15 protein-coding genes are annotated in these 13,149 nt (G+C 70.9%); 8 read left to right on the forward strand and 7 right to left on the reverse strand.

What is annotated here, in order from left to right; all coding sequences use genetic code 11:
* Positions 1 to 3: 3 nt before the first annotated feature.
* The 3 genes from AC07GB_RS33420 to AC07GB_RS33430 are packed head-to-tail and all read right to left on the reverse strand — an operon-like array spanning position 4 to position 1,253.
* Positions 4 to 198, reverse strand: coding sequence for a DUF397 domain-containing protein (locus AC07GB_RS33420; RefSeq protein ID WP_478852113.1), 195 nt, complete (start codon positions 196 to 198; stop codon positions 4 to 6).
* On the reverse strand, positions 195 to 392 hold the full coding sequence (locus AC07GB_RS33425) for a DUF397 domain-containing protein (protein WP_478852115.1): 198 nt from the start codon (positions 390 to 392) through the stop codon (positions 195 to 197). Before AC07GB_RS33425 ends, AC07GB_RS33420 begins: the two co-directional genes overlap by 4 nt.
* A gap of 9 nt (positions 393 to 401) precedes the next feature.
* A complete protein-coding gene (locus AC07GB_RS33430; protein ID WP_478852117.1) occupies positions 402 to 1,253 on the reverse strand; it encodes a DUF5753 domain-containing protein in 852 nt (283 codons plus the stop codon).
* Between the two features lie 142 nt (positions 1,254 to 1,395).
* Between AC07GB_RS33430 and AC07GB_RS33435 the strand changes: the two genes are divergently transcribed.
* Positions 1,396 to 1,884, forward strand: a complete 489-nt coding sequence (locus tag AC07GB_RS33435) for an ATP-binding protein (RefSeq protein ID WP_478852119.1) — start codon at positions 1,396 to 1,398, stop codon at positions 1,882 to 1,884.
* A gap of 93 nt (positions 1,885 to 1,977) precedes the next feature.
* Here AC07GB_RS33435 and AC07GB_RS33440 read toward each other — a convergent pair whose 3' ends face one another.
* Positions 1,978 to 2,235, reverse strand: coding sequence for a tat (twin-arginine translocation) pathway signal sequence (locus AC07GB_RS33440; protein WP_478852121.1), 258 nt, complete (start codon positions 2,233 to 2,235; stop codon positions 1,978 to 1,980).
* A gap of 111 nt (positions 2,236 to 2,346) precedes the next feature.
* Between AC07GB_RS33440 and AC07GB_RS33445 the strand changes: the two genes are divergently transcribed.
* The 3 genes from AC07GB_RS33445 (at position 2,347) to AC07GB_RS33455 (ending at position 7,841) form a co-directional block, all read left to right on the forward strand.
* A complete protein-coding gene (locus AC07GB_RS33445) occupies positions 2,347 to 2,682 on the forward strand; it encodes a hypothetical protein (RefSeq protein WP_478852123.1) in 336 nt (111 codons plus the stop codon).
* Positions 2,683 to 2,927: 245 nt separating this feature from the next.
* Positions 2,928 to 4,175 carry a L,D-transpeptidase gene (locus tag AC07GB_RS33450; protein ID WP_478852125.1) on the forward strand — a complete coding sequence of 416 codons (1,248 nt, stop codon included), beginning with the start codon at positions 2,928 to 2,930 and terminating at the stop codon, positions 4,173 to 4,175.
* 402 nt (positions 4,176 to 4,577) lie between these two features.
* On the forward strand, positions 4,578 to 7,841 hold the full coding sequence (locus tag AC07GB_RS33455; protein ID WP_478852196.1) for a S8 family peptidase: 3,264 nt from the start codon (positions 4,578 to 4,580) through the stop codon (positions 7,839 to 7,841).
* Between the two features lie 26 nt (positions 7,842 to 7,867).
* On the opposite strand, the gene AC07GB_RS33460 is transcribed toward AC07GB_RS33455, so the two are convergent.
* A complete protein-coding gene (locus AC07GB_RS33460; protein WP_478852127.1) occupies positions 7,868 to 8,281 on the reverse strand; it encodes a YybH family protein in 414 nt (137 codons plus the stop codon).
* A gap of 25 nt (positions 8,282 to 8,306) precedes the next feature.
* Here AC07GB_RS33460 and AC07GB_RS33465 point away from each other — a divergent pair, with 25 nt between their 5' ends.
* Positions 8,307 to 8,732 carry a winged helix-turn-helix transcriptional regulator gene (locus AC07GB_RS33465; RefSeq protein WP_478852129.1) on the forward strand — a complete coding sequence of 142 codons (426 nt, stop codon included), beginning with the start codon at positions 8,307 to 8,309 and terminating at the stop codon, positions 8,730 to 8,732.
* Positions 8,729 to 9,526: a globin domain-containing protein gene (locus AC07GB_RS33470; RefSeq protein WP_478852131.1), complete on the forward strand. Its 798-nt coding sequence runs from the start codon at positions 8,729 to 8,731 to the stop codon at positions 9,524 to 9,526. Before AC07GB_RS33465 ends, AC07GB_RS33470 begins: the two co-directional genes overlap by 4 nt.
* 33 nt (positions 9,527 to 9,559) lie before the next feature.
* Here the strand turns inward: AC07GB_RS33470 and AC07GB_RS33475 are convergent, their stop codons facing one another.
* Positions 9,560 to 10,447, reverse strand: a complete 888-nt coding sequence (locus tag AC07GB_RS33475) for a helix-turn-helix domain-containing protein (RefSeq protein ID WP_478852132.1) — start codon at positions 10,445 to 10,447, stop codon at positions 9,560 to 9,562.
* Between the two features lie 128 nt (positions 10,448 to 10,575).
* On the opposite strand from AC07GB_RS33475, the gene AC07GB_RS33480 reads away from it, so the two are divergent.
* Positions 10,576 to 11,661 carry an NAD(P)-dependent alcohol dehydrogenase gene (locus AC07GB_RS33480; RefSeq protein ID WP_478852134.1) on the forward strand — a complete coding sequence of 362 codons (1,086 nt, stop codon included), beginning with the start codon at positions 10,576 to 10,578 and terminating at the stop codon, positions 11,659 to 11,661.
* Positions 11,662 to 11,925: 264 nt separating this feature from the next.
* On the forward strand, positions 11,926 to 12,315 hold the full coding sequence (locus AC07GB_RS33485) for a VOC family protein (RefSeq protein WP_478852136.1): 390 nt from the start codon (positions 11,926 to 11,928) through the stop codon (positions 12,313 to 12,315).
* A 39-nt stretch (positions 12,316 to 12,354) separates the two neighbouring features.
* Here AC07GB_RS33485 and AC07GB_RS33490 read toward each other — a convergent pair whose 3' ends face one another.
* Positions 12,355 to 13,149, reverse strand: a complete 795-nt coding sequence (locus AC07GB_RS33490; RefSeq protein WP_478852138.1) for an alpha/beta fold hydrolase — start codon at positions 13,147 to 13,149, stop codon at positions 12,355 to 12,357.

Consider the following 13,149-nt stretch of genomic DNA (forward strand, 5'->3'; position numbering starts at 1 on the left):
CCGTCAGGAAGTCCTCGCCGGTGCCCGTCGCTTCAGCTGGGTCATGAGCGCGCCGAGCTGGCGGGGGCCGGTGGTGAGGATGGCCTTCGGGGTGTCGCTTTCGCGGAGGTGGATGGTGCCGTTCGCTGTCGCGGCGACGTAGAGGCAGTTGGCGCCCTCGGCGCTGTAGGTCGACTTCTGCCAGTTCAGTGGGTTCATGAGTCGTCTCCTGCCGGTGACTGTCGCTTCAGCTGGGTTATCAGGGCGTCGAGCTGGGCGGGGCCGGTGGTGAGGATGGTGTCGGGGGTGTCGCTTTCGCGGAGGTGGATGGTGCGGGTCGCTGTCGCGGCGACGTAGACGCAGTTCGAGGCGTCCGGGCTGAACGTGGATTTCTGCCACTGGAGATTGGGCATGGCCGCCTCTCAGGCGTGCTGTGCGATGTGGTGGATCAGGTCGCGCGATGCGGCGGGCCCGAGGGCGATGGCCTCCATCTGGTCGATCACCGATCGGTACTTGCCCAACTGTGCGGCCGCATCCAGAAATTCGCAGCCATGATGCGTGTCCAGCTGCACTGTGTCGAGCTGTGGAACCGGCCCCATGACGTAATCGACGGGCTGCCCTGTCCCCGGAAAGCATCCCTTGCCGAAGGGGATGACGCGCACGGTGACGTGCTTGAGTTCGCTCACGTCCAGAATGTGCTGGAGCTGGCGCCTGACGACGGCGGAGCCGCCGTAGCCCATGCGCAGCGCGGCCTCATGGATGACTGCGCTGTACGGCGGCGGGCTGTCGTGGTGCAGGATGCCCTGCCTCTTGATGCGGTGTGTCACGCGGTGCTCGATTTCGTACTGCCGCAGAGGCGGGACCGCTTGGCTGAACAGCGCGCGTGCGTGGTCCGTGGTCTGGAGCAGAGCGGGTACGTGGATGACCAGCGCCACGCGCAACGCTCTCGCGTGGTGTTCGAGTTCGGCGAGGTCGATCAGCCCGGCGGGCAGCTGTTCGCGGTACTCGTCCCACCAGCCCCGCCGACGGCCTCCGGTCATGGCCGCCAGAGCGTCGGTGAGGGCATGGTCGGCACACTGGTAACTGCGGGCGAAGGCGCGGACCCGGTCGGCGCTGACGGCGTAGCGGCCCGACTCGATGCCGCTGATCTGCCCTTGCCTGAGTCCCAGCTGGGCCGCCGCGGCGGTCGTGGTGAGCCCGGCCTGCTCGCGGAGCTTGCGCAGCTCGGTTCCTAGGCGCTGCTGGCGCAGCGTGGGGTCGGTATGGGGTGGCACGGCTCCGTACTCCGTTCTGAGCGGCACCCTCGGGTCACCCACACGAGGGTAATGCGAACGAGCAGCCTCAGTTATTGAGAAGTATCACATAGTGGCGCCCTATGGTGGCCATCACCAACTCCCTTACCTCCAGGAGGCGTTCATGGCCACCGTATCCCCGCCGACCCCACCGACCCCACCAACCTCCACCCCCACGTGGACCTACGCCCTCCACCTCCCCCACGACCCCCGATCCCCCCGCATCGCCCGGGCCACCCTCCGCACCGTCCTCACCGCTCACCGCCTCACCCACCTCAACGACACCGCCGAGCTGCTGACGTCGGAGTTGGTCACCAATGCGTACCGGCACAGTCCGGGCCCCGCGGCGCTTCGGGTGCGGGGTCTTGTGGGCAGCGGCGTCCGGGTGACCGTGTGGGACACCGACCCCCGGGTCCCGGCCCCCTTCGGGTGGGGGAGGACCGTCCTCCCGGACGCGGAGGGGGAGGAAGGGCGGGGGCTCTACCTCGTCTGCCGGTACGCGCACGCGTGGGGCGGCCACCCCGTGGACGACGACCCCTTCGGTCGCGACGGCAAGCTGCTCTGGTTCGAGCTGGGGTCGGCCGGGCCCCACGCCTGGGCGGTCGCCGCGTGAGGCGGCTGCCCGCGGGGCCGTAGTCCCGGGGCCACCGTGGAGGCGGTCGCCGGGCCCAGCCGTGGCCGCAGGTCCCAGCGCCCCTTCGGGCCGTCAGTCCGTCGCGCTCTCCCGGCGTACCGAATACGCCACGAACCCCGCCCCGAGCCCCAGGAACGCCGTGCCGCCCACCACGTACGGCGTGGTGTCGACGCCGCCGGTGTCCGCGAGCCGGTCCTCGGTGGCCGTCGCGGTGGCGGTGCGGCGTGGCGCCTCGGGCGCCGGGGCCGCCTTCGCGGACGGGACGAAGCACAGGGCGCTGAGCAGGGCCGCCGCGGCGGCCGCGGTCAGCAGCGGGCGTAGTGCGGTCACGGGAAACGGATCCCCCTTGTGGAGCTGGCGAATTGGCCGTCTGGGGCGATGCTAATGAAAGGCGCGGGTCGTGCGGAAGCCGCGCCCGGAATGGGCCGTACCCTCCCTCCCATGAAGGTGAATGAAACATCACGGTTTGTACGGCTGCGTGCCGAATTGCTCGTCGAGGTGGACGGCTCGGGTGAACTGACCGCCACCGCCCTGAAGCGCATCGTGGACGACCCCCACCTGCCCGACGACGAGCGCACGCACGCCGAAGCCACCGTCAAGGAGGACGACGCGGAGGCCCTCGCCTACCTCGTGGACCCCTTCGACCTGGTCAAGGGGCTGCCCGGAATCGAGCTGACCCAGGCGTCCTGGAGCAGTGAAGTGATCGACTACGACCCCGATTCGCCCGACTGGGACCCGGACGAGCATGATGACGGTGAGGACGGCGAGGAGCCCTAGGGCTCACCCGCGGCACCGCGCTCCGGTCGGCACCGGAAGCGAGGGAGAGCCCCGGTCGGCGACCGCCGCCCGGGGCTCTCCCGTGTCATGACCACGCGGCCGTCCCGGCCGTCCCGCCCGACGTGGTCTTCCCCACATCTCGGGTGGAAATGGAACGCGGCAGACCGGGAACTGCGTTAGGCCTGAAGCGGGATTACGGGACCCCCGGGTCTTGTGGGGATTCGGCAACGATGGAGATGCGTGTAATGACGGACAGTAAGCGGCGCAGGGGTCTGGTGGCCGTGTCCGCCCTGGTCGGCGGGGTGCTCGTGCTCTCCGCCTGTAGCGGTGACGACGGTGACAAGAAGGGCTCGGGCGGCAAGGAGTCGCAGGGCCAGGTCGACGAGGCGGCCGCGGAGAAGACCTCGGCCGCCAAGATCGCGATCGCGCCGAAGAACGGCTCCGACAACGCGAGCATCAACAAGGACGCCAAGGTCACCGTGAGCGAGGGCACGCTCACGAAGGTGGTGATGAAGGCCGAGGGCGGCGCCGCGGTCGCCGGTGAGATATCCGCGGACAAGAAGACCTGGAAGCCCAGCGGCCAGCTGGAGCGCGCCACCACCTACAAGATCAACGTGACCGCCGCGGACTCCGAGGGCCGCAAGGCGCACGAGAACTCCTCCTTCACGACCGTCTCGAAGGCCAACAGCTTCATCGGCAGCTTCACGCCCGAGGACGGCTCCACGGTCGGCGTCGGCATGCCGGTGTCGATCAACTTCGACAAGCCGATCACCGACAAGAAGGCCGTGCAGAGCGGGGTCAAGGTGACCTCCACCTCCGGCCAGGAGATCGTCGGCCACTGGTTCGGCAACCAGCGCCTGGACTTCCGCCCCCAGGAGTACTGGAAGGGCAACACCACCGTCACGCTGAAGCTGGCCCTGGACGGCGTCGAGGGCGCCGACGGGGTGTACGGCGTGCAGCAGAAGACGGTCCAGTTCAAGATCGGGCGCAATCAGGTGTCCGTCGTGGACGCCAAGACCAAGCAGATGAAGATCATGCGGGACGGGAAGGTCGTCAAGACCATCCCGATCTCGGCGGGGTCGCCGGACAACAAGACGTACAACGGCAAGATGGTGATCTCCGAGAAGTTCAAGGAGACCCGGATGAACGGCGCGACCGTGGGCTTCACGGACAGCGACGGCAAGGGCGAGTACGACATCAAGGACGTGCCGCACGCCATGCGCCTCTCCAGCTCCGGCACGTTCATCCACGGCAACTACTGGGGCTCCTCGTCGATCTTCGGCAACGCGAACACCAGCCACGGCTGCATCGGCCTGCGGGACGCCAAGGGCGCGGGTGACAAGTCGACGCCGGGCTCCTGGTTCTTCGAGAACTCGATCACCGGTGACGTCGTGGACGTCCGCAACACCGGCGACAAGACGGTCGCCCCGGACAACGGCCTCAACGGCTGGAACATGAGCTGGGCGCAGTGGAAGGCGGGCTCCGCGCTCTGACGCGAGCCCTCCGGCCACCGGCTCCGGTCCGTCCGCACGGGCCCGCACCCCACCCGGGGTGCGGGCCCGTCGGCGTATGCGGGGCGCGGGCCCGACCCGTGCCCGGGGCGCGGGCCCGACCCGTGTCCGGGGCGCGGGGCCGTGCCGTGCCCGGGGCGTGCGCCCGTTCCATGTCCGTCGCGTTGCGGAACCATGTTGAACCGGCCAACAACCTCAACTATTCATTTCTGTCTCATAGTTGAACGGATATCGTCCTCCTCGACATACTGCGTGACTCAGAGCTTTCACCTTCGAGGGGGAAACTTGCTCAGACAAGTGAAGAAAGCGAGACGACCGGTCACCGCGCGCCGCGCGGCCGCGGCCACCATCGCGGCGGCGGCGGCCGTGGCCCTGGCCGCGGGCATGACCAGCCCGGCCCAGGCGGACCCCGGCTCCGCCGCACCTGAGCACTACGGCGTCAAGGCGCCGGTCGAGCACCACATCACGCTCCTCACCGGGGACCGCGTGACGGTCGACGCCAAGGGGCGCGTCACCGGGTTCGACCCCGCCGAGGGGCGTGCGCACATACCCGTGCGGACCAGCCGCGCCGACGGGCACACCCTGGTCGTACCGGCCGACGCCCAGCGGCTGATAGCCGACGGCAAGCTCGACCAGCGGCTCTTCGACGTCACCGAGCTGAGCAAGAAGAGCAGCCGCGCGTCCCAGAAGCAGGGCCTGAAGGTCATCGTCGCCTACAAGGGCGCGGCCACCGGGGCCAAGGCCGACGTCAGGGACGCGGGCGGCACCAAGCTCCGCCACTCCCTGAAGACGCTCAACGCCGACGCCGTGCAGACCCCGAAGCGCGACGCCGCGAAGCTCTGGGAAGCGCTCACCGCGGAGCGCGGCGCGGCCCGCACCACCGCGTCCGGCATCAGCCGCGTCTGGCTCGACGGCACCCGCCGGGCGAGCCTGGACAAGAGCGTCAAGCAGATCGGCGCCCCCAAGGCCTGGCAGGCCGGGTACGACGGCAAGGGTGTGAAGATCGCCGTCCTGGACACCGGTGTGGACGCCACCCACCCCGACCTCAAGGAACAGGTCGTCGGGGAGAAGAACTTCACTCCGTCGCCCGACAGCAAGGACCGCGTCGGCCACGGCACGCACGTCGCGTCCATCGCCGCCGGCACCGGCACGAAGAACAGCGCCTACAAGGGCGTCGCCCCGGGCGCGAAGGTCCTCAACGGCAAGGTCCTCGGCGACGAGGGCTCCGGCGACGACTCCGGGATCATCGCGGGCATCGAGTGGGCGGCCGCCGAGGGCGCCGACGTGGTGAACCTCAGCCTCGGCGGCGGCGACACGCCCGGCGTGGACCCGCTGGAGGCCGCGGTCAACAAGGTCTCCGAGGACAAGGGCATCCTCTTCGCGATCGCGGCGGGCAACGACGGGGCGCCCGCGTCGGTCGGCTCGCCGGGCAGCGCGGACGCGGCCCTGACGGTCGGCGCGGTCGACGACAAGGACAAGCTGGCGGAGTTCTCCAGCCAGGGCCCGCGCGTCGGCGACGGCGCCATCAAGCCCGACGTCACCGCCCCGGGTGTGGACATCACGGCGGCCGCGGCCCCGGGCAGCGAGATCGAGAAGGAGGTCGGGCAGAAGCCGGAGGGCTATCTGACGATCTCCGGCACCTCCATGGCGACGCCGCACGCCGCGGGCGCCGCCGCGCTGCTCAAGCAGCAGCACCCGAGCTGGAAGTACGCCGAGCTGAAGGGCGCGCTCACCGCGTCCACCAAGCCCGGCAAGTACACGCCGTTCCAGCAGGGCTCGGGCCGGATCGCCGTGGACAACGCCATCAAGCAGTCCGTGATCGCCGACCCGGTGTCGGTGAGCTTCGGCACCCAGGCGTGGCCGCACACCGACGACAAGCCCGTCGCCAAGAAGGTCACGTACCGGAACCTCGGCAGCGGCGCGGTCACCCTCGACCTGTCCCTGAAGACGGCCGACCCCAAGGGCAACCCGGCGCCCACCGGGTTCTTCAAGCTCGGCGCCAAGAAGGTCACCGTCCCCGCGGGCGGCACCGCGTCGGTCGACCTGACCAGCGACACCAAGCTGGGCGGCACCCTCGACGGCTCGTACTCCGCGTACGTGACCGCGAGCGGCGGCGGCCATTCCGTGCGCACGGCCGCCGCGGTGAACCGCGAGGTCGAGTCGTACGACGTGACGGTGAAGCACGTCGGCCGCGACGGCCAGGCCGCCACGGCCTACAGCTCGTCCCTGTACGGCACCGCCGGGCTCGGCGTGGAGCAGGACTTCCCCGTCCACGACCCGTCGGGCACCGCCAAGGTGCGCGTGCCCAAGGGCACCTACGTCCTGGACAGCAGCGTCTTCGTCGACCCGCAGGACGCCGCCAAGGGCATCGACTGGGTCGTCCAGCCGAAGCTGGACGTCACCAAGAACACCACGGTGACGGTGGACGCCGGCAAGGCGAAGCCCGTCGACGTCACGGTGCCCGCGGCCGACGCGAAGTCCGAGATCGCGCTGCCGCTGTACAACATCAGGAACACCGCCGTCGACTACGGCGCGGGCTGGATCCTCGACTCGTACGCGGGCTTCCGCACCGCGCACCTCGGCCCGTCCGTCACCGACAACTCGCTGCACCAGAGCTGGGACGCGCGCTGGACCAAGGGCGAGAAGACCGAGTACGCCGCCGTGTCGGGCGGCAAGGTCAAGAAGTTCGCCACCGGCTACTCCAAGCACTACAAGGAGTCCGACCTCGCGACCCTGAAGGTCGGCCTCGGCGCCTCGTCGAGCGGCAAGAAGGCCGCGGTCTCGGCGTACGGCTACCTGCCCGGCAGCGACCTGAGCGTCGCGATCGGCGTGCCGCAGAAGGCGCCGAGCACGCGCACCCTGTACGTGTCCACGGCCGACAAGGTCAAGTGGAGCCTGGACTTCGAGCAGCACGGGGGCGTGGGTGACGACGGCTGGCCGATCATCGACGCCGGCTACTCGCTCGGCGCGCCGCAGACCTTCACGGCGGGCAAGACGTACGAGAAGAAGTTCAACACGGCCGTCTTCGGGCCGCGCGTCGGCGGCGAGTTCGGTGTCACGCGCAAGGGCAACGAGATCGCGGGCACCCTGCCGCTGTTCGCCGACGGCCAGACGCACGCGGGCAGCTCCCGCTACACCTCGGTGAAGACCACCCTGAAGCACAACGGCACGCAGCTCGGTGAGAACACCGACCCGCTGACCGGTGAGGCCTTCAAGGTGCCCGCGGGCGAGGCGCAGTACCAGCTGTCGACGTCCGTCAAGCGCAGCGTGGCCGTGGCCGCGGCCTCCACGCGGATCGACGCGAGCTTCACGTTCCGCTCGAAGAAGACCACGGCCGTCACCAAGCTGCCCGTGTCCACCGTGCGCTTCAACGCGGCCGTCGGCCTCGACAGCCGGGCGCCCGCGGACAAGAAGCAGTCCGTGCCGGTGACGGTGCAGGGCGCGGCCGCCGGGGCCAACCTCAAGTCCCTGACGGTCTGGGTCAGCTACGACTACGGCAGCAACTGGAAGCCCGTCGAGGTCAAGAACGGCAAGATCTCGGTGAAGAACCCGGCCGCGGGCAAGGGCATCTCCTTCCACGCCAAGGTCAGCGACAAGAAGGGCAACAAGTCGACGCTGTCGATCTACAACGCGTACTACGGGAAGTGAACCCGGCCGTCGAGTACGTGAATTAGTTACTCCTCGCTAGTCGCTTGAGGCGCGGCGCCGAACGGACTGTCGATCACATATCGCCAGTATCCGTCGGCGCCGCGTCGTGCTACGTCCGTGGCCGTCGCGCGCACCTCGCCGCCGATCTCCCAGTCCACGACGAGCAGCGCGATATCGCCGTCACCAGCGATGTGCACCTGCCGGGTGCGGACGGAGAGGGGCAGCCCGAGGGCCAGGAACGGGGCGTTCTGCGCGGCGATCGCGGCGTCCCCGCGCACCGGCACGCCGGACTCCGGTACGAACGCGGCCCTCGGCTCGTACAGGGCGCGGACCGCGTCCGGGTCGCCGCTGTTGAAGCGCGCGGCGAACGCGGCGGGCACGTCCTCGGCGCGCGTCGGCAGAGGGCCCGGGGGCAGGATGGGGGTGCTCGGCTTCGTCATGTACGCAACGGTAGGAGGCGCCCTCGTGGCTCACCGAACGGTAAGTCAGGCAGGTCAGGGCGTCCGCGGGGGCCGGCCAGGACTTCCGGACGACCCGCGTGCCCGGGTCACGGCACCGAGCCCCGGCTGCCCCGTCGAGGTCACGCTCGCGGCGCTGCGGGGCCGCTGGACCACCCTGGTGGTGCGCGAGCTGCTCGCGGGTGACGTGTACGCGTACAGCGAACTCGCCGCCGCGCTCCCCGAGTTGTCCGACAAAGTACTTGCGGAGCGGCTGGCACAGCTCACCGAGGCCGGAGTGGTCCGGCGTACCCGCACGCCCGGCTGGCCGCCCACCGTCACCTATCGACTCACCCCGCACGGCAGGGAGCTGGGTCCGGTGCTCCAGGCCCTCTGGGACTGGGGCGCGGCCGCCGCCCTTGACGTCCCGGAAGAGGAAGCCGACACGCCATGAGCGCGAGCCCCGCCCACACCGTCGAATACATCCGCTACCGCGTGCCCGCCGAGCGCGCCGCCGAATTCCTGTCCGCGTACACGCACGCAGCCGTGCCGCTGGCCGCGGCGCCGCAGTGCGTCGACTACGAACTCGCGCGCTGCGAGGAGGATTTCGAGCACTTCATCCTGCGCATCACCTGGACCTCCACGAAGGACCACCTGGAAGGCTTCAGGTCGTCGGAGCACTTCGAGGACTTCTTCGCGTACATCCGCCCGTACGTCGAGAACATCGAGGAGATGCGGCACTACACGCCGACCTCGGTGCGCGGCTCCGGCGCCTCCACGCCGACGCTGTACGCGTGGGCGGGCGGCGCGGAGAGCTTCGGCCGGCTCACCGAGATCTTCTACGAGAAGGTCCTCGCGGACGACCTCCTCGCCCCGGTCTTCGCGGGCCTCGCGCCCGAGCACGCGGCACACGTCGCGCAGTGGCTCGCCGAGGTCTTCGGCGGCCCGTCGGCGTACTCCCGCGCCCACGGCGGGCCCGACGGCTCGGGCGCGCACGCCCACATGGTCGCCAAGCACTTCGGCAAGGGCATCACCGAGCCGCAGCGGCGCCGCTGGGTGAACCTCATGCAGGACGCGGCGGACGAGGCGGGCCTGCCGGCCGACGCGGAGTTCCGCTCGGCGTTCGTGGCGTATCTGGAGTGGGGCACGCGCCTGGCCGTCTACTTCTCGGGACCCGACGCGACCCGCCCCGCCGACCAGCCGGTCCCCGTCTGGAACTGGGGCGCGGCCCCGCCGTACCAGCCCTGACGGGCCCGGGCCCGGGCCCCGGCGGCGGCCGCGTCAGCGCACCCCCGCCGGGGACTGCGCGCTCCAGCTGGCGAGGAGGCGGAGCGCCTCGGCGGAGGGGGAGCCGGGCTCGGCGTGGTACGTGACCAGGGACTGCTCCGCGTCGTCGGCGAGCCGCATCGTCTCGTACGACAGGGTCAGCTCCCCGACCAGCGGATGCCGCAGCTGCTTGACCCCGTGCCCCTTCTCCCGCACGTCGTGCGCCGCCCACAGCCGCCGGAACGTGTCGCTCTTCACGGACAGCTCCCCGACGAGCGCCGAGAGCTGCGGGTCGTTCGGATAGCAGCCCGCGTCCATCCGCAGGAAGCTGACCATGTCGGAGGCCTTCTGGTCCCATGTGTCCGCGAACAGTTCCCGCATGTCCGCGTCGAGGAAGACGAGCCGGGCCCAGTTCCGCCGCTCGCGCGGCAGCGCGCCCCAGTCGCCGAACACGGCGGTCGCCATGCGGTTCCAGCCGAGGATGTCGGAGCGGCGCCCGCCGACGTACGCGGGGACGGTCTCCATCGCGTCGAGCAGCTGCTGCACCGCGGGCCGCAGCGTCTGCGTCGGCGCGGCCCGCCTCTTCCTGTGCGCCGTGGGCTTCGCGAGGTGCGTGAGGTGCGCGTGCTCCGCGCTGCTCAGCCGCAGGGCGCGTGCGACGGAGTCGAGGACCTCCGCCGAGACGTTGCGTCCGTTGCCCTGCTCCAGGCGCGTGTAGTACGCCACCGAGACGCCCGCGAGCTGGGCCAGCTCCTCGCGGCGCAGGCCCGGGACCCGCCGGTGCCTGCCGTAGCTCGGCAGACCGACGTCCTGCGGCTGGAGCCGGGCCCTGCGGGTGCGCAGGAACTCGCTCAGCTCGGCCCGGCGGTCGAGGCCCTCGGGGGCGGCGGCGTTCACGTCCATGCCTTCCAGTATTCCGGGGCTCGGCTGTGCGTACGCTCCCGAGCCTGATACCAGCAGTGGTACGCACACCGTGCGTAGGCTCAGCGGAGGTCTGGGTGACCGCGTCCGCCGCTGCCAGGCTCGACAGCATGACCGCACAGACAGCCCCCCAGACCACCACCGGGACCCCCGGGACCCGTGACGTCCCCGCCTTCGCCGCCCCCGCGGCCTCCGCGCCCCTGGAGCGCACCACCGTCCCGCGCCGCCCCGTCGGCGAGCACGACGTACTGATCGACATCAAGTACGCCGGAATCTGTCACTCCGACATTCACCAGGCCCGTGACGGCTGGGGCGAGGGCATCTTCCCGATGGTCCCGGGCCACGAGATCGCGGGCGTCGTCGCGGAGGTCGGCCCCGGCGTCACCAAGTTCGCGGTGGGCGACCGGGTCGGCGTCGGCTGCATGGTCGACTCCTGCCGCGAGTGCGACTCCTGCCGCGCGGGCCTGGAGCAGTACTGCGCGCAGGGCAACATCCAGACGTACAACGCGCTCGACAGGAACGGCGAGCCCACCTACGGCGGCTACGCCCGGCAGATCGTCGTCGACGAGGCCTTCACGCTGCGCATCCCCGACGGCCTCTCCCTGGACGTGGCCGCGCCGCTGCTGTGCGCGGGCATCACCACGTACTCCCCGCTCGCGCACTGGAACGCGGGCCCCGGCAAGAAGGTCGCGATCGTCGGGCTCGGCGGCCTCGGCCACATGGCCGTGAAGATCGCGCACGCCATGGGCGCCGAGGTCACCGTCCTCTCGCAGACCCTGCGCAAGAAGGACGACGGGCTCCGGCTCGGCGCCGAGCACTACTACGCGACCGGCGACGACGCCACGTTCGAGCAGCTCGCGGGCACCTTCGACCTGATCGTCTCCACGGTGTCGGCGCCGCTGCCCTTCGACAAGTACCTGGGCCTGCTGAAGACCGACGGCGCCCTGGTGAACGTGGGCGCCCCCGAGGAGCCCGTGTCCCTCAACGTCTTCTCGCTCATGCTCCAGCGCAAGACCCTCGCGGGCTCGGCCATCGGCGGCATCGCCGAGACCCAGGAGATGCTGGACTTCTGCGCCGCGCACGGCCTGGGCGCGGAGATCGAGCTGATCGGCGCCGACCAGATCAACGAGGCCTACGAGCGGATCCTCAGGAGCGATGTCCGCTACCGCTTCGTGATCGACGCGGCCACGATCTGACTGGGTCGTGCCCTTGGACCGCCTTGTCGGCGCTTCGCGCCTCGTCCTCAAACGCCGGACGGACTGGATGGTGCCGCTTGCGGCCGGCTTCTCACGGCGAGGGCCCTCTGGTTCCGGAGGACTAGGACGCATGGCGCAGCGACGGCGGGGCCGGTGACGGATGCCGGTGACGGCGGTCCGGCCGTAGCGTTCCGGGTGTCAGCACGACAGACGTGAGAGCCGGGGCCGAGGCGGCCCGGCCGGGCACCGGAGGAGGTCCGCACGATGAGCATCGAGCTGAACCACACCATCGTCCAAGCCGAGGACAAGACGGCGTCCGCGCAGTTCCTCGCCGACATCCTGGGGCTCGAAGTCGGCCCCCAGTACGGCCCGTTCATCCCCGTGGAGATCCCCAACGGCGTCACGCTCGACTACTACGAGGGCGACGGCGGCCCGGTCGTGCCGCAGCACTACGCGTTCCTGGTCTCGGAGGCGGAGTTCGACGAGATCTTCGGCCGCATCAAGGAGCGGGGCCTGACCTACTGGGCGGACCCGTACCACACGCGGAAGAACGAGATCAACACGAACGACGGCGGCCGCGGGGTCTACTGGGACGACCCCGACGGCCACAAGCTGGAGATCATCACCAAGCCGTACGGATCCGGGGACGCGTGACCCCGGGGGGGGCGGCTCGTACCCGGGCCGCCCCTCGCGTCACCGGCCGCGCAGGAACGCGAGGACCAAGGGCGTGGCCACGTCCGCGAACTCCTCGAAGTACGCGTGCCGGGCGCCCGGGATCCAGCTCAGCCGGGCGTCGGCGACGCGCTCCGCGAGCAGCGGGGCGTTGGCCGCGGGGTTGAAGGCGTCGTCGCTGCCGTGCACCACGAGCGTCGGCGCCTTGATCTGCGGCAGCGCGTCCCACGCGTCGTGCCGTGCGCTGGCCCGCAGATGACGCCGCCGGGCGTGGGCGGGCATCGACGGGTCGCCGAGGGTGGCGAACTCCGTGCGCCCCTCCGCCTCCCGGGCGGCCAGCCACGCGGGTGTGTACATCAGCTCCCGCAGGGCGCGCGCCGCCGCCTCCTGGTCCGGCTGCGCGAGCGCCCGCCGCACCTCGGGCCCCCGCTCCACGCCGTGCGGGGCCCCCGGTGACGTACACCCCAGGACGAGCCGGTCCACGAGGTGCGGCCGGTCGGCGGCGAGCCACTGCGCGACCCGGCCGCCCATCGACGTGCCGTACACGTGCGCCCGCTCGATCCCGGCGTCCGCGAGCACCGCCGCCACGTCGTCGGCGAACCCGCGCGTGCTGTACGAGTCGGTGTCCGGCCGGCCGCTCTCGCCGGTGCCGCGCCAGTCCGGCGTCACCACGGTGAACGCGGCGGCGAAGTCCGCCACGACGGGGTCCCACCACCGCCGGCTGTTGGACTGCCCGCTCAGCAGGAGCAGCGGCTCACCGGATCCGCGCACCTCGTACGCGAGCGCGGTGCCGTCGGCGGCGTGGGCGAAGGGCAT

It is taken from the genome of Streptomyces sp. NPDC045778, from assembly GCF_056431945.1.

Coding starts and splice junctions, on each gene's coding strand:
- AC07GB_RS33425 (WP_478852115.1), bottom strand. CDS start 392: ATGCCCAATCTCCAGTGGCAGAAATCCACGTTCAGCCCGGACGCCTCG.
- AC07GB_RS33490 (WP_478852138.1), bottom strand. CDS start 13,149: ATGCCCTTCGCCCACGCCGCCGACGGCACCGCGCTCGCGTACGAGGTG.
- AC07GB_RS33480 (WP_478852134.1), top strand. CDS start 10,576: ATGACCGCACAGACAGCCCCCCAGACCACCACCGGGACCCCCGGGACC.
- AC07GB_RS33470 (WP_478852131.1), top strand. CDS start 8,729: ATGAGCGCGAGCCCCGCCCACACCGTCGAATACATCCGCTACCGCGTG.
- AC07GB_RS33435 (WP_478852119.1), top strand. CDS start 1,396: ATGGCCACCGTATCCCCGCCGACCCCACCGACCCCACCAACCTCCACC.
- AC07GB_RS33420 (WP_478852113.1), bottom strand. CDS start 198: ATGAACCCACTGAACTGGCAGAAGTCGACCTACAGCGCCGAGGGCGCC.
- AC07GB_RS33445 (WP_478852123.1), top strand. CDS start 2,347: ATGAAGGTGAATGAAACATCACGGTTTGTACGGCTGCGTGCCGAATTG.
- AC07GB_RS33455 (WP_478852196.1), top strand. CDS start 4,578: ATGACCAGCCCGGCCCAGGCGGACCCCGGCTCCGCCGCACCTGAGCAC.
- AC07GB_RS33475 (WP_478852132.1), bottom strand. CDS start 10,447: ATGGACGTGAACGCCGCCGCCCCCGAGGGCCTCGACCGCCGGGCCGAG.
- AC07GB_RS33485 (WP_478852136.1), top strand. CDS start 11,926: ATGAGCATCGAGCTGAACCACACCATCGTCCAAGCCGAGGACAAGACG.
- AC07GB_RS33460 (WP_478852127.1), bottom strand. CDS start 8,281: ATGACGAAGCCGAGCACCCCCATCCTGCCCCCGGGCCCTCTGCCGACG.
- AC07GB_RS33450 (WP_478852125.1), top strand. CDS start 2,928: ATGACGGACAGTAAGCGGCGCAGGGGTCTGGTGGCCGTGTCCGCCCTG.